Here is a 14,668-nt window from a genome sequence, read left to right on the forward strand (position 1 = left end):
TTCGCTTCACTCTCCATGTTTAGTTTTGATTAAAACGTCTGAGTATAGCGACGGTAGGATTCAACTTCTTCTTTCATTTGTTCAAAAGCATCACTACCAAATTTTTCCAACATGGCTTGCGCTATTTCAGTTGCAACTACAGCTTCACAAACAACACTTGCTGCAGGAACAGCTGTACTGTCAGATCGCTCTACGCTTGCTTTGTAAGGTTCTTTTGTATCGATGTTAACACTTTGCAATGGTTTATATAAAGTCGGAATAGGTTTCATAACGCCTCTAACCACGATAGGCATTCCATTTGTCATCCCGCCTTCAAAACCGCCTAGATTATTGGACGTTCTTGTGTAACCCGTGTCTTTATTCCAAACGATTTCATCCATGACTTGGCTGCCGGGTTTAAAGCCCATTTCAAAGCCAATCCCGAATTCAACACCTTTAAAGGCGTTAATACTTGTCACAGCTTGAGCAATTTTCGCATCTAATTTGCGATCCCATTGAACATAACTGCCTAACCCGATTGGAACACCGCCAACAACGACTTCTACAACACCGCCAATTGTATCACCATTTTTCTTTGTTCTATCAATCAAGTCACGAATTTCTTGTTCAACAGAAGGATCAAGCACACGAACGTCTGAATTCTCCGAGCGTTCTTGAATTTCCTTAACTGTTAAATTATCAGGAATTTCAGCTTTGATTCCGCCTAAGATGGCAACATGACCAGCTACTTCAATATCCAATTCCTTTAGTAATTTTTTAGCAACTGCGCCAATCGCAACTCGCATCGTTGTTTCACGCGCTGAAGAACGTTCTAAGACATTTCTGAGATCATCATGTTGGTATTTGATACCGCCGACAAGATCTGCATGTCCTGGGCGTGGTTTATTTACCCGACGGATCTTTTTCTCTTTCTCAGAAACTTCCTCTATCGACATTACTGAAGTCCAATTTTTCCAATCTTTATTTTCAACGACAAGTGTCACTGGAGAACCTAATGTTTTGCCATGACGAATACCAGAAGTGATTCTTACTTGATCCTTTTCGATCAACATTCTCCCTCCACGGCCATATCCGCCTTGTCTTCTTGCTAATTCTAGATTGATATCCTCTGGTGATAATGGCATACCTGCCGGTAGGCCTTCGATAATTGCTGTTAATTCTGGTCCATGTGATTCTCCCGCAGTAATAAAACGCATGTGTTTTCCTCCTAATCTAAATAACTCTTCATTTCTTCTATTGGGATACGAACAATTTTGGCTTTTCCAATAGATTCTAATAAAATAATATTGATTTTCCCGCCTCGTGTCTTCTTATCATGAGTCAGTGCCGTGTATAATTGTTCATGATCCCATTGATCTGATGTAGTTGGTAAATTGAATTTTTGAATCATTTTATTTAATTGCTCGGTCGTACCAACCGGTGTCAAATTTTTACTTTCGGCTACTCGTGTGATTTGGCTCATCCCGATTGCTACACCTTCACCATGAGTTAAATTACCATAGCCAGCAGTATTTTCTAATGCATGACCAATTGTATGACCAAAGTTTAAAAGCAAACGAACGCCGTTATCTAATTCGTCTTCTTCGACAACTTTCCGTTTGATTTTACAGCATGCAGAAATAATTTCAGTTGCATGTACGATCAAATCATGTTCGTCTACTAGTAAGTCTAGCTTGTGCCATAAATCTTCGTCGGCAATAGCAGCAGATTTGATGATTTCAGCAATCCCTTCTTGAATCCGTCTGATTTCCAACGTACTCAAAGTATCTGGATCAATTAAAACACCATCAGGCTGAGCAAATGTACCGACTAAGTTTTTAGCTTTTTTTGTATTAACTGCTGTTTTCCCACCAATACTACTGTCTACTTGAGCCAATAATGTCGTTGGAACTTGTAAAAAATGAAGACCACGCATATAGGTTGAGGCAACAAAACCAGCCAAATCTCCCACAACACCGCCACCTAAAGCGATGATTCCATCGCTTCTAGTCAATCCTTCATCTGCCAGAAAATCATAAATATCAGCGGCTACAGACAAGCTCTTACTTTGCTCTCCTGCTTCGATCACAAAAGTTGAAGGTTCAAATCCTGCGTCTTTCAAGCTTTTGTAAACTTGATCTCCATATAAAGGTTGAACATTCGTATCCGTTATGATCACAATCTTTTGTGGCGACCACAGTTTCTTTGTCCAAGGACCAATGTCTTTTAACAAGCCTTTTTCGATAGTCAGATCATACGAATGATTGGGTAAATTTACTGTTAGTTTCACATGTTTCAACTCCTTTTTTAATGAGAAAATAATAACCTTCAGTTGTTCTTTGTTTTACTTATTTATCCTAAAGCATTGATTTCTTTCATTGCTTTTTCAATAATATGAACTTCTTTCATCATACGCATGTAAGTTTTTTCGTTTAGTGATTGTGGACCATCAGACCATGCATTAATTGGATCTGGGTGTATTTCAACAATTAAACCATCTGCCCCTGCTGCAACTCCAGCTCGTGCCATCGAAGGAACTAGATCCCAAATTCCTACCCCATGGCTTGGATCAACAATGATTGGAAAATGACTTAATTTTTTAATTAATGGAACAGCACTTAAATCAAGTGTATTACGTGTTGCCGTTTCGTAGGTACGAATGCCACGTTCAATGAAAATTACATTGAAATTTCCTTGAGCGGCGATGTATTCAGCTGCATTTAACCACTCATCAATTGTACCAGAAATACCACGTTTTAAGCCAATTGGTTTACCCGTTTTCCCAACAGCTTGTAATAATTTGAAGTTTTGCATGTTTCTAGCACCGATTTGTAAAATATCACTGTATTCAGCAATCATATCGATATGAGCTTCGTCCATCACTTCTGTAATAACTTTCATGTCAAATTCATCGGCTGCTTGGCGAATGTATTTTAACCCTTCTTCTTCTAAGCCTTGGAAAGCGTAAGGAGATGTTCTTGGTTTAAATGCACCACCACGTAAAATCGTTGCGCCTCCTGCTTTTGCGATTCTAGCACATTCACGGATTTGATCTAAACTTTCGATTGAACAAGGTCCTGCCATCATCGTCATACTTCCATCGCCTATCTTAACGCCATCAACATCCACAACTGTGTTTTCTGGATGAAATTCTCGACTTGTTAATTTGTATGTTAAGGAAATTCTTACTGCGTTTTCAACACCATCGTAACTATTGAATGCTACATCTTGCATTTTTCTTGTGTCACCAACCAAACCAATGATGGTCTGCTCTTTGCCTTCACTTAAATGAACTTCTAGTCCCTCTTTTTTTACTCGTTCGATCACCGATTTGATTTGTGCCTTCGTTGCTTCTGATTTCATAATTACGATCATGTATATTCTCTCCTTCAGTCAATTCTAATTTAGTTGTTTTCAATAATTGGTTTTACGATTTCTATTGGCATTTCTTGTCCTGTCCATTTTTCAAATGCTGCAGCTCCTTGATATAGCAACATTCCTAAACCATTGTTGGTTTTAGCGCCACGTAAACGAGCTTGTTTTAGGAATTCTGTTTCTCTAGGGGTGTAGATGACATCGCACACCGCTAAATCTGGACGAATGATAGAGAAATCCTGAATCGGCGTTTGGTTTTCTAGTGGTTTCATTCCGACACCTGTTGCATTTAATAATAGTGCACTTTCAGCTACATCTTTAGCCAAACTGTGTTCATCAGATAAATCGTTTAATGTAATAACACAACTTGTATTTTCTGAAATATAAGCTAATTTTTCTTTGATTTTTTCGTAGAACTCATCTTTTCGGTTATAAACTGTAATTTCTTTGACGCCATCTAATGCTGCTTGAACAATAATTGCAGTCGCTGCCCCGCCCGCTCCTATTATCGTCATTTTTCCCCCGATAATATCAACATCAATATCGTCTAAGCTTCTCATAAATCCAGTACCATCAGTATTATGCCCTGTAAGCTTACCATGATCATTGGTAATAGTATTGACCGCACCAATCAGGCGAGCGGCTTCACTTAGCTCATCCATATACTCAACGGCTAAGATTTTATTGGGCATTGATAAGTTTGCACCAATCATGTCTAAGTTTTTGATTGATTCGATGGCTTGTTTCAATCCATCTGTTCCCACTTCAAAAGCAAGATATACCGCGTCAATTCCTAATGTTTGAAAAGCTGTATTATGGATCATTGGTGATACACTGTGACGGATCGGTGTAGCAAATAATGCAGCCAGTCTAGTGTGGCCTGTAATCTTATTTTCCATCTTAATTCCTCCTAAAAAATGATTTTTTTCAAACAAAAAAGGTATTCACGTAAATTTTTAGAAAAATCTACAGTGAACACCTCACAAAAAATAGGTAATATAAAAGCCACTATAGATTTTCTCATCTACGCGGCTGAAAGTCATCTCAAAATTCCCTAGCCATCATAGATACAAACTTGCTAGTCTGCATCCATAATGTTTATGAATACAAACTCATCTAAAATAGCTAAAGTAATAATTATTCAGTTGTGATTGGTTATGCTTCATGGTTGTCATATGAATCACTCCGTAACTGATTTATTTAAGAATTGTTCTCAGTATATACCTAGGAAAACTAAGTGTCAACCTATTTTTCTTTTTGTTCTGAATTTTTTTGTCTTTTTAAATTAAAAACCTTTAATTGCCGAGGTTTTGACTGCTTTTTTTACTTTTATTTTCTTTTAGAAGATGTTTTACAGCTAAAACTGGATGATAAAGCAACATTCTTGGTCCAGAATATCTCATCACTTGTTTCATTTGCTCTTTATAATCCGGTCGATAGCAATGTACAGGACACTGCTTACACGTTGGCTTTTCTTCTCCAAAACGACAGACATCCAATCGAAGATGTGAATAAGTCAATAACATTTGTTTATTGATCTTAGTTGCTTCGTGATTTTTATAATAGATATCGATCATTGCTCGAATAGTACGTTTTTCTTCTTGTATTTTTGGTCCAGTATTCTTTTTTACCATTTCCATCTCTCACTTTTCAGTCATTGATTTTTAAAATGATTTTCCCTTTATTTTTATTGCTTCGCATATATTGATGTGCGTTTTCTACATCTTCAAGTGAAAAAACCGTATCTACAACTGGTTTTAGGTATCCAGTTTCAAAAAGTGAAGTTGTCTTATCCGAAAATTCTTTAGTCAGTTTTGCTTTATAGGAGTCACTTCTGGGTGTGAGTAAAGTTCCTTTGATAGCTATTCTTTTTTCTAATAGATCCATTAAATTTAGCTCTTTTATAATTGTACCACCTAAAATGCCAATAAGAATCAAGCGACCATCGTAAGCAATACTAGCTAGATTTTTTTCCCAATAAGAGGCACCAATAAAATCTAAAATAACATCCACTCCTTGTCCAGCAGTCTCAGTCAAAACTCTTTTACTAAAATCTTCATCATGATAATTAATCACAACATCTGCTCCTAATGATCGACATAATTCAAGTTTATCAGCTGAGCCAGCGGTGACAAAGATTTTCGCAGAAGTCAGTTGTTTGACTAGCTGAATTGCGGCACTTCCCACACCACTAGCACCAGCATGTATCAAAACAGATTGATTTGGACCTAATTCGCCCAGCCAAAATAATGTTTGATATGCTGTCAAAAATACTTCTGGAATTGCCGCTCCTTCAACAAACGTTAATTGATCAGATAAAAGCATTGCATTACCAAGGCTCATCACAGCATACTCTGCATATCCACCGCCGTTTACAAGCCCCATCACACGGCTTCCGCAAGGGAATGCATCAGAGTCACTTTCTACTACTGTTCCTGAAACTTCGACACCTAAAATTGTGTTCCCTTTTGGTAGTTTTCCTGTGTCTATTGCCACTAAATCGGTACGATTGATGGCTGCGGCTTCAACTTTAATCAATAACTGGTTAGAAGTTCGTTCAGGTAATGCTGCATCTTTAGTCAGTTCTAAGATTGGTTGATTTTCCTTATAAGATAACTCGATAGCTCTCATTTTTACACCTCGCGATTTTAACGAAAAAACCGTAGAATCTTTAAAAGAAATCTACGGTCAAATCAATTATTTATTAAAGTTCTTCACCATAAACGTCATCAACGGTTTGTTTTGGATCGATCACGATATATAAACTTTTTGTTTTTTCGCTGACTTTTGTAGATTGGTATACATTGTCTAAACCTTCGTCAGTTTTATCTTTGTATGGGAAGTATACTAAATCTGGTGTACCAGTTTTGTATAAAATTTCCATGCGCTCGATATCTTCATATTTTAACGCACGAGCGAACATACCTAGTTCTAATCCACCAAGGTTGATATCATGTGTTTGAACGTGATCACCTTCTTGGAAAATTTCGATTTTAAATCCTTCACATGGATGGATTTCCATAAATTCACTTCCGTGGATACGGCCAAAACTAGTTGAGATTTGTTTGATCCATAAATCTCCGATAAAACGACGACCGATCGTCCATGTTTCACCATTTCTAAAATAAAACTTTAATCCAGTCATTTCTCTACTCATAATTTAAGTCCCCTTATCTAAAATAATTTCTACAAAGTTAAGTTTAGCATAACTTTCAAGCTAGGTCACACTATTCGCTTCATTACTTACGAAGTGCCAATTTATCCAAAAAAACATCCGTTAAGATAACAGCCCGTTGATGGATTCCCGTTGCCACTATCTCCACCTCATCAAAAACATCGAAAGAAAAATTTATTTTAGACGTTTCTTGAGACTCAACTTTTACTTTGACAGTAATAGTTGCACCAACTTTAGAAGGACGTAGGTGTTTAGCATTGATCAATGTGCCAACGCTCGTTTCTTCTGAGGCTAATTCTTTATGCAAATATTCTTTGGTCGTATTTTCGACCATCGCTAGCATTGCTGGGGTGGCTAATACATCTAGATCACCAGAACCGATTTCTTTTGCAGTATCTTTAGAACCAACAACGAACTTTTTAGAAAACTCTTTCATGCCTATCACTCCTTATCAATCTTATCCTTCGCAAATGTAATCAGCACTTCTTTATTATTTGCTATTTCCCCATTTACAACAGCTGCTTCAATCGCTTCAATCATCTCACCCAACCATTTTCCTGGTTTTTTATCAAAATAAGTGAGTAAATCATTACCTGTGATTGCAAGTTGTTTTCTGTCATGAATAGGCAAACATAAATAACGTTCTCTTACTTCTTCAAGTTTACTATTTTGCCCATAATAAAACAATAGTTTTTCCACAGATAAAGCCGCATTCAACCCTAAATTAAACAAATCCATGACTTGCCAGTCATCTAAAAGTCGTTGGTTCAATCCATAAATTAGTTGTTGCACTTCATGAATCATTTGGTTCGATTGTTTCCAAGACTTCAAAAAGCTGCGAATTTCATTACCTTTTAGATTTAATGTATTGATCAATAAAGCCCAAGCTTGACTATCCGTTTCAATCTGTTTATTTGGCAGATCCAAAAAGTTAAACAATGCTTCACCATATTTATTTAATTCGGGGCAATATAGATAACATTCGGTCTCGATAAAAGGCTGAAAAGCATTTTTTCTATTTTTTCCTAATAAAAGTTTGATGAACTCCACAGCAATTCGTTCTACAGAAATTTTTCCTAAAAGTGGATGAAATTCTTCAATAGCCGCTAATGTATTTGGCTCAATCGTAAAGTCCAATTGACTGGCAAAGCGTAACCCTCTCATCATTCGCAGAGCATCTTCGTGAAATCGTTCCTTAGGATTTCCAACCGCTCGAATAATCCGTTTCTCTAAATCATTCATGCCATCAAATAAATCAATGATCGTCCCTTCAACATTCATTGCTAAAGCATTGATCGTAAAATCTCGACGCTTTAAATCTTCTCTTAAAGAACGAACAAAGGTTACTGTATCAGGTCGCCTAAAATCTTGATACGTTGACTCCGTTCTAAAAGTAGTGATTTCATATTGTTCTTCACCAACCAAGACAAGAACTGTTCCATGATCGATACCCACATCAACTGTTCGAGGAAAAATTTGCTTGATTTCTTCTGGATATGCGCTAGTAGCGATATCTACATCATGGATCGGTTGTCTCAATAGTGCATCGCGAACACTTCCGCCAACAAAATAAGCTTCAAATCCGTGAGCCTGGATATCTTTCAGCACACTCGCAGCTTTAGTGAATTCATCTGGTATTCTCTCAAGCTTCATAATAGATTTTCCAACCCATACACTAATGTATCTAAGTGAACGACTTTTTGACAACCTAAAGCGACTCCTGTCATAAATGAACTGCGATCATAGGAATCATGTCTAATTGTCAAACCTTCTCCAACGCCACCGAATTGCACTTGTTGGTGTGCGATCATGCCAGGTAAACGAACGCTATGAATCTTCATCCCTTCAAAATCCGCGCCACGTGCACCTTCTATCAATTCTTTTTCTTCTGGATGACCTTGGCTTTTTTTTGAACGAACTTCACTCATCATTTCAGCCGTTTTTATTGCCGTCCCACTTGGAGCATCTAATTTATTATCATGATGTAATTCTATGATTTCCACATCTGGAAAATAGGCAGCAGCTTTTTGCGCAAATTGCATCATCAAAACAGCGCCAACTGCAAAATTTGGTGCTATCAATCCACCGACCTTTAAAGTTTCTGAACGATCTGTCAACTCAACTAATTGTGTTTCTGTTAAACCTGTTGTACCGACAACTGGTGAGATTTTGTGCTCAATCGCAAAGCGCGTATTTTCGTATGCAACTGCTGGAATTGTAAAATCGATCCAAACATCTGGATGAACAGAAAGAACGTCTTCTTTCGTTTTGAAAATCGGTACATCGACTGACGAATATTCTACTAACTCATTAAGATTTGTCTTTTCTTCAAATGGGTCCAACACACCTACCAATTCAAATTGTTCATGATTTAAAACCATTTTTGTTGCGGTTGCCCCCATTTTCCCTTTAAAACCTGCGACTAAAATTTTAATCATTCGTTTGTCCATCCTTTCGTTCAAAACGATATTTATCCCGTTGATTGAATTTTTCCATATTCTTTTGAAATGCCTCAGTTAAATCTATATCTAATGAATTCGCCATAATCATCGTGACAAATAATACATCACCTAATTCTTCAGAAACAGTTTTTGGTTTTTCATCTAGCTTCTTAGGCTTTTCACCATAATAATGATTGATTTCTCTGGCTAGCTCCCCTACTTCTTCCGTTAATCGTGCCATTTGGCTTAATGGAGAAAAATAACCCGTTTTAAATTGCTGGATATAAGCATCCACTTCTGCTTGCATCGAAAGCAGAGATTGATTTTCGTCTTTCATTTTACCCCAACCTTTCTATTACACATCTTATCAAAAACTACGCAATCTGAAAAGGTTCTACTTGTTGTTTTATAATGAGAATGATAAAGTGAGTACTGGATAAGGGTTCTTTGGTACAAAGACGGATACCTTTGGCCAATACGTTTTAGGAGTGAACACGATGATTGAAGAAAAAAAGTTTTATGTTAAAGATGTCTTGCTGATCTTAGCGGGGACCTGTCTTTATGCATTTGGGTTAGTAACATTCAATATTGCAAATGATTTAGCAGAAGGTGGCGTAACAGGTATTACCTTGATTTTACGTGCGCTTTTTTATATCGATCCAGCTTATTCAACCTTGATTATCAATATCCCACTGATCTTGATTGGCGGGAAAGTTTTAGGGAAACATTCATTTTATTATACGATCTTAGGAACCGTCTCTTTATCAGTCTTTTTGTGGTTATGGCAACGATTTCCAATAGAAGTCAATTTAGATCATGATTTATTGATTGCTTCATTATTGGCTGGACTTGCTGCTGGTATCGGCAGCGGTTTAGTTTATCGCGTAGGTGGAACAACTGGGGGAACCGATGTGGTAGCGCGAATTCTAGAAAAAAATTATGGTGTCAGTATGGGCCGTTCATTGCTGATTTTTGATATTTTAGTATTGATTCTGTCTTTGAGTTATATTGATGTCAAACGAATGATGTATACATTGATTGTCTCATTTGTTTTCAGCAAGGTAGTTGATTCTGTCTTGGATGGAGCTTATGCGGCGAAAGGAATTCTGGTCATTTCAGATCATTCTGAGGATATAGGTGAAGTGATCATGGCATTATTAGAGCGCGGCGTAACCTATTTAGATGGTCAAGGCGGTTATTCTCAAATTGATAAAAAGGTCCTCTATGTAGTAGTTAGTCCAAGTGAAATCATGGAGATCAAACGAATCGTTCACGAGCTTGATAGCAAAGCGTTTATCTCTGTTATCAACGTCCATGAAGCCATTGGGGAAGGCTTTACTTATGCTAGACCTACTAAAATGTTATTTAAAAGAAAAAAACAACTGAATTAAAACACCTAAAAAGGTAAAGTAGACAGGAATAACACCACTCTACTTTACCTTTTTTACTTGTTCAAACGATTTAATTCATCTGTTAATTCTAAAAATGCTTCATAATTATTATCTTCCAACGCTAAATCAATTTGGCTATACAACAAATTTAACTTCGCTTGTTTTTCTTCTTGCGCAAAGAAATCATTAATACTTTCGATCACATCTTCACTGACCTGTTCATTCCAACGAGCGTATGGATTATCCTCCAATATAGATAGATACTGGCTATTTTGCCATGAACCTTCAAATACACACTCTATATATAGCGCTTCTTTCCAGTTCATGCGGATTTCATGAAAAATCTGGTCAGTATCAGTAAATTCTTTTCCAGATAAAAATAATCGAATCGGCTCATCTTCCATTTCTCTTGCTGTCACTTTTATTCCACGAACAGCTTTTTCTGCTTTCTCTATAAAATGTACATTATTCAAAATAGCTTCATGGTTGATCAAATAATTTAAAATCCACAAAACTTCCCTTTGACTAAACGAAATATTATTGACTAACCAAACTAAAAATTCCTTTTTATCAGCGACATTAACAAACATTTTATCACCTATCTTTCTTCAATATCTTCTAACAGTGATTCTGCTTCATTATCACCAGGTTCGTGTTGAAGATAGTGTTGTAATAATTCCTTTGCTTTCTCTAGATCTCCTTCTTCACGAAGGAATACCGCATATTCTTTTAGAAATTCTGGTTCGTGAGAAAGTTCTTGATATGCTTGTTCATAATGAACTTTTGCTAAATCAAATTCTTCCAATTCATTATAAGCATGTGCTAGATTCCATTCCCCATAAGGATGACCTTGCTCTTCCATTTTCTGTACAACTTCAATTACTTCATCAAAGCGATTTTCATTCAAGTACAAGTTACTTAATGTAAGTCTAGTTTCATCGGTTTTTTCTCCAAGTTCTAAAGCTTGTAACAACAACGATTCAGCTTTTTCTGTATCGTGCAATCGGTAAGCATTCTCAGATGCTAATTGGTATAAGTCTACTTGGAAAGGATTCTCTTTGATTCCTTCTGCTAAAACAGTGCGTGCTTCTTCTAATTGTTCTTCTTCTTGCAGTGCTTCGCCTAGTGATAAATACAGCGATTGATAATGTGGATTTAATACTCTTAATTGCTGTAATAGAGCAATTGCTTTTTGGTTTTCATGTAATTGTAGGTATGTGAATGCTAATTGGAATAAGCGATCATCTGTCTGACCTTCTTCTAATGCTTTTTCTAAAAATGGGATCGCTTCTTCAAAATCGCCTGACATGCTATGAGTGCTTCCTAAACGTTCATTGATAGAAACACTCGATATTTCTGTAACTTGCGCCTCAAGCAACTCTTGGTAAGCAGCTGACGCTTCTTGGAACTGTCCATTAGAAAAATACAGTTCTCCTAAAGCAAATAAAATCAATGGTTCATCCGGCATTAATCGTTGGGCTTCTTTTAATTTTGCTTCACTAACTTCTGGTATGCCAATCACTTGATACAAGTCAGCTGTCACAAGTAGACTTTGAACATAACTATCGCTATCTTTCCCCACATTTTCCAAATAAACAAACGCATCATCTATCAAATCATTTTCAATGGCAATCTCAGCTAAAGGAATATTCAAACCGTCTACTTCTGGATAAATAGTCAGTAAATGCTCAAAAATTATTTTAGCTTCTTCTAAGAAACCCAGTGATAATAACTCTTCACCTAAATCAGCAAGTGTATCGTCATCATCTTTTCTAACGGCTTCTGCCAACATCAATTGTGCTTGAGCCAAATCTTCTTCATGCAATGCTTGTAGCATTTTTTCACTATAGGTTGTCATATGTTATCCTCTAATCTCATTTAAAATAGTTTTATATTTTTCTACTGTTGCTAATAGATCTTCTGTTTTAGGTTGTTGCACAGAATCAACTGCCCCAACTTCTTTTAGTAAAGTTGCCGCCTCACCGCGATGGATACATTTTAGAATGCCTTCCACGTAATCACTGACTAATATTTGTTCAGGAAAATCAACAGGATATCCTAAACGGATCAACCAAATAATAAAGTTTTTATAATGAAACGAAAATCCATTGCGCTCTTGTGCCCAAAGTAATTGCAGGAGACAGCCTAAAAATCGCTTCATGTGACCAGATAATAAATGTCCATTTGGTGTTTCTAAAAATCCTTGTTCAAATAGTTGTCCAAATTGATCTATTATTTGCGCATCTTTTTCATAGTAACGTATCATTTCATCTATCATCCCAGCAAAAGAATGTTGATTCAATCGAGTGGCATCACTATAATTTTTAAAAAGCATACGTAAAAAATCATGACTGCAAACTAAACCGCAACGAATAAAAACAAAGAAATCAACTAGTTTTCCCTCTCCATGATCCGTTGTTAACGTCCGATCATAGAGTATTCTATCTGCTAATGTTCGACTCTGCAAAACAGGATGATTCTTTAGTTCTATTTGAACTTCACCGATCAAACTTTTACTTAGCGACTGAATCGATAATGGTAAAAGCCAGCATTCACACGTTAATACAGAAGTTTCATGTAAAAAATTGGTTAACTGAACAATCCCTTCATTACCAACACCTAGAAAAAGAAATTCCTGTTGTTGATTAAAATCTGCTAAAAAACTTAATAGCCCTTCTAGCTCATTCATATTATTACAATGAGCGTCATTCTTACAAATATACCAATCTAATTCTAGTTTGTCATCAAAAAGCTGAATCAGTTTATCCGAAAATAAATCATAATACCGCTGATTAGTAATTAGAAAAAGATGTTTCGATTCAAATGAAGATGATTTAATCTGTGATGCGAAGGTTTCTCCATAGATAATTATTGTCTGCAGTTGATTCTTCTTATAAATGAATTCCATCGACAACACCCCTCTTCTCTATTTTACCATTAGTTGTCACAAAACAGAAAGAGGGATGATTTTTATTTTTGAAAAGGCAATGAACTGCAATTAAAGACAGTAGTTCTTTTAATTTTCTTAAAGAACAGGCATTATTGATTCATTATTTTAGTATATAAATTCTAATTTGTATAGGTAAAAACTTCTTAATTATTGTTTATACTTAACTTGTTTCAGAAAACGACTAAATTCTAATGAAAAATAGCGCAATTCTTTAAAAGTTAGTGTTTTAAGAAACAGAGTGATTCAGTCTGATTTGAATAATTAGCACTTTGCATTGTTCATAGTTAAACGAGTTGTTTTTAGACATAGCTAATTATTTTTGTATCCGCTAAACCAATCTGAAAGGATTGGTTTTTTTATTTATCATCCAATCAATTCATGCTCTGCCAAGATACAGAAAAAAACGTCTAAAAGACCTAATCCTTTAAACGCTTCTTCTAAATAAAATTCAAATATGTTTTAACTACATAGATTTTTTTATCATTTCCATAGAATAGGAATCGCTGCTTCTCCTATAAATGAATATGAATTATTTCCATCCTTTTTCACAGCTGTCCAAGAAAATTTCAATTTAATCGTATCGCTCGTTAGATTTTTCCACGTCATGATACCATTATCATAGGTGAAATTCTCATCCGTTGATTTATACTCAACGGTTACTCCATCAAATTGTTTTGACAAAATAACTGGATCTACTAGCTGATATTGATTCATCCCATTTTTTAATACAACTGTTGGATAGAATCGTTCTTGTGATCCTATTCGAACATCTTTCAAATTATTTAAAGTATTCAAAGCAGATATATCCAAAATTGGTGCCAAAGACTTTTCGTCTTGATTATCTTGGTTTTCAAGATTAGTAAGCGTTATGTTTAACTCTTCTAATTTAGCCATTGACTTTAAATAATCAATTGAAAAAGAAGGGCTACCCCAATCTTCGAAAGTCTTAACATTTTCCAAGTGGCTAAGTGGTCTAGAATCAACAGCATGTGTACCATCCATATCATAATTATCTAGATTACTTAAAAACTGAATTCCCTCTAAACTAAATGGACTTGATTCAGAAGACAACAATCCAGATGCTTTTTTTAACTCATTTTTTTCAAACAAACCATAATTGTCGAATAAGTCATTATTGCCTCGATCAATCAAATCAAACAATTGGTTTCTTAAAAAAGGATCTGGAATATATGCATATGGCTGCGTATCTCGACTTTCATCACGATAAGCAGAAGCCTGTGACCCTCCAATTAGACTCAACCCGATAATTCCTAATAGCCCACAACATTTTACAAATTTTTTCATTTTAACACTCCTAAATATTCATTTGTTTCAAAAAAATTATAGCATATTTTGC

16 protein-coding genes are annotated in these 14,668 nt (G+C 35.9%); 1 reads left to right on the forward strand and 15 read right to left on the reverse strand.

The window, feature by feature from the left end; translation table 11 throughout:
- Positions 1–29: 29 nt before the first annotated feature.
- From aroC to A5821_RS03495, 11 genes are all read right to left on the reverse strand, one after another.
- Positions 30–1,196: a chorismate synthase gene (gene aroC / locus A5821_RS03445; protein ID WP_086313099.1), complete on the reverse strand. Its 1,167-nt coding sequence runs from the start codon at positions 1,194–1,196 to the stop codon at positions 30–32.
- 11 nt (positions 1,197–1,207) lie between these two features.
- Entirely contained in the window at positions 1,208–2,269 is a 1,062-nt protein-coding gene (gene aroB, locus A5821_RS03450; RefSeq protein ID WP_086313100.1) for a 3-dehydroquinate synthase, read from the reverse strand.
- A gap of 62 nt (positions 2,270–2,331) precedes the next feature.
- Entirely contained in the window at positions 2,332–3,354 is a 1,023-nt protein-coding gene (gene aroF, locus A5821_RS03455) for a 3-deoxy-7-phosphoheptulonate synthase (protein ID WP_086313101.1), read from the reverse strand.
- Between the two features lie 29 nt (positions 3,355–3,383).
- Positions 3,384–4,253: a shikimate dehydrogenase gene (gene aroE / locus A5821_RS03460; protein WP_086313102.1), complete on the reverse strand. Its 870-nt coding sequence runs from the start codon at positions 4,251–4,253 to the stop codon at positions 3,384–3,386.
- Positions 4,254–4,649: 396 nt separating this feature from the next.
- Complete coding sequence (locus A5821_RS03465; RefSeq protein ID WP_086313103.1) at positions 4,650–4,988, reverse strand: nitrous oxide-stimulated promoter family protein; 339 nt, start codon at positions 4,986–4,988, stop codon at positions 4,650–4,652.
- A 16-nt stretch (positions 4,989–5,004) separates the two neighbouring features.
- The gene (locus A5821_RS03470; RefSeq protein ID WP_086313104.1) at positions 5,005–5,985 is read right to left on the reverse strand and encodes an NAD(P)H-quinone oxidoreductase; all 981 of its coding nucleotides are present in this window, start codon (positions 5,983–5,985) and stop codon (positions 5,005–5,007) included.
- Positions 5,986–6,058: 73 nt separating this feature from the next.
- Positions 6,059–6,511, reverse strand: coding sequence for a hypothetical protein (locus A5821_RS03475; protein ID WP_086313105.1), 453 nt, complete (start codon positions 6,509–6,511; stop codon positions 6,059–6,061).
- Between the two features lie 82 nt (positions 6,512–6,593).
- Positions 6,594–6,965 carry a thioesterase family protein gene (locus A5821_RS03480; RefSeq protein WP_086313106.1) on the reverse strand — a complete coding sequence of 124 codons (372 nt, stop codon included), beginning with the start codon at positions 6,963–6,965 and terminating at the stop codon, positions 6,594–6,596.
- A 5-nt stretch (positions 6,966–6,970) separates the two neighbouring features.
- On the reverse strand, positions 6,971–8,182 hold the full coding sequence (locus A5821_RS03485) for a CCA tRNA nucleotidyltransferase (RefSeq protein ID WP_086313107.1): 1,212 nt from the start codon (positions 8,180–8,182) through the stop codon (positions 6,971–6,973).
- Entirely contained in the window at positions 8,179–8,967 is a 789-nt protein-coding gene (dapB, locus tag A5821_RS03490; protein WP_086313108.1) for a 4-hydroxy-tetrahydrodipicolinate reductase, read from the reverse strand. The genes A5821_RS03485 and dapB overlap by 4 nt, the downstream gene beginning before the upstream one ends.
- Complete coding sequence (locus A5821_RS03495; RefSeq protein ID WP_086313109.1) at positions 8,960–9,307, reverse strand: nucleotide pyrophosphohydrolase; 348 nt, start codon at positions 9,305–9,307, stop codon at positions 8,960–8,962. Before A5821_RS03495 ends, dapB begins: the two co-directional genes overlap by 8 nt.
- Positions 9,308–9,467: 160 nt before the next feature.
- Here A5821_RS03495 and A5821_RS03500 point away from each other — a divergent pair, with 160 nt between their 5' ends.
- Entirely contained in the window at positions 9,468–10,361 is an 894-nt protein-coding gene (locus A5821_RS03500; protein ID WP_170922948.1) for a YitT family protein, read from the forward strand.
- A gap of 53 nt (positions 10,362–10,414) precedes the next feature.
- Here A5821_RS03500 and A5821_RS03505 read toward each other — a convergent pair whose 3' ends face one another.
- The 4 genes from A5821_RS03505 to A5821_RS03520 all read right to left on the reverse strand — a co-directional run bounded on the left by A5821_RS03505 (position 10,415) and on the right by A5821_RS03520 (position 14,616).
- Complete coding sequence (locus A5821_RS03505; RefSeq protein ID WP_086313110.1) at positions 10,415–10,951, reverse strand: ReoY family proteolytic degradation factor; 537 nt, start codon at positions 10,949–10,951, stop codon at positions 10,415–10,417.
- A gap of 8 nt (positions 10,952–10,959) precedes the next feature.
- Positions 10,960–12,219, reverse strand: a complete 1,260-nt coding sequence (locus A5821_RS03510) for a tetratricopeptide repeat protein (RefSeq protein ID WP_086313111.1) — start codon at positions 12,217–12,219, stop codon at positions 10,960–10,962.
- Between the two features lie 3 nt (positions 12,220–12,222).
- Positions 12,223–13,269, reverse strand: a complete 1,047-nt coding sequence (locus tag A5821_RS03515) for a hypothetical protein (protein ID WP_086313112.1) — start codon at positions 13,267–13,269, stop codon at positions 12,223–12,225.
- A gap of 522 nt (positions 13,270–13,791) precedes the next feature.
- Positions 13,792–14,616: a hypothetical protein gene (locus A5821_RS03520; RefSeq protein ID WP_086313113.1), complete on the reverse strand. Its 825-nt coding sequence runs from the start codon at positions 14,614–14,616 to the stop codon at positions 13,792–13,794.
- Positions 14,617–14,668: the final 52 nt, after the last annotated feature.

Source organism: Enterococcus sp. 7F3_DIV0205, assembly GCF_002141365.2.
GTDB classification, from domain to species: domain Bacteria; phylum Bacillota; class Bacilli; order Lactobacillales; family Enterococcaceae; genus Enterococcus_L; species Enterococcus_L palustris.

Excerpts from the sequence above, each read along its gene's own strand:
- aroC (WP_086313099.1), bottom strand. The coding sequence starts at position 1,196 with ATGCGTTTTATTACTGCGGGAGAATCACATGGACCAGAATTAACAGCA.
- aroF (WP_086313101.1), bottom strand. The coding sequence starts at position 3,354 with ATGATCGTAATTATGAAATCAGAAGCAACGAAGGCACAAATCAAATCG.
- aroE (WP_086313102.1), bottom strand. The coding sequence starts at position 4,253 with ATGGAAAATAAGATTACAGGCCACACTAGACTGGCTGCATTATTTGCT.
- A5821_RS03465 (WP_086313103.1), bottom strand. The coding sequence starts at position 4,988 with ATGGTAAAAAAGAATACTGGACCAAAAATACAAGAAGAAAAACGTACT.
- A5821_RS03470 (WP_086313104.1), bottom strand. The coding sequence starts at position 5,985 with ATGAGAGCTATCGAGTTATCTTATAAGGAAAATCAACCAATCTTAGAA.
- A5821_RS03475 (WP_086313105.1), bottom strand. The coding sequence starts at position 6,511 with ATGAGTAGAGAAATGACTGGATTAAAGTTTTATTTTAGAAATGGTGAA.
- A5821_RS03480 (WP_086313106.1), bottom strand. The coding sequence starts at position 6,965 with ATGAAAGAGTTTTCTAAAAAGTTCGTTGTTGGTTCTAAAGATACTGCA.
- A5821_RS03485 (WP_086313107.1), bottom strand. The coding sequence starts at position 8,182 with ATGAAGCTTGAGAGAATACCAGATGAATTCACTAAAGCTGCGAGTGTG.
- dapB (WP_086313108.1), bottom strand. The coding sequence starts at position 8,967 with ATGATTAAAATTTTAGTCGCAGGTTTTAAAGGGAAAATGGGGGCAACC.
- A5821_RS03495 (WP_086313109.1), bottom strand. The coding sequence starts at position 9,307 with ATGAAAGACGAAAATCAATCTCTGCTTTCGATGCAAGCAGAAGTGGAT.
- A5821_RS03500 (WP_170922948.1), top strand. The coding sequence starts at position 9,468 with ATGATTGAAGAAAAAAAGTTTTATGTTAAAGATGTCTTGCTGATCTTA.
- A5821_RS03505 (WP_086313110.1), bottom strand. The coding sequence starts at position 10,951 with ATGTTTGTTAATGTCGCTGATAAAAAGGAATTTTTAGTTTGGTTAGTC.
- A5821_RS03510 (WP_086313111.1), bottom strand. The coding sequence starts at position 12,219 with ATGACAACCTATAGTGAAAAAATGCTACAAGCATTGCATGAAGAAGAT.
- A5821_RS03515 (WP_086313112.1), bottom strand. The coding sequence starts at position 13,269 with ATGGAATTCATTTATAAGAAGAATCAACTGCAGACAATAATTATCTAT.
- A5821_RS03520 (WP_086313113.1), bottom strand. The coding sequence starts at position 14,616 with ATGAAAAAATTTGTAAAATGTTGTGGGCTATTAGGAATTATCGGGTTG.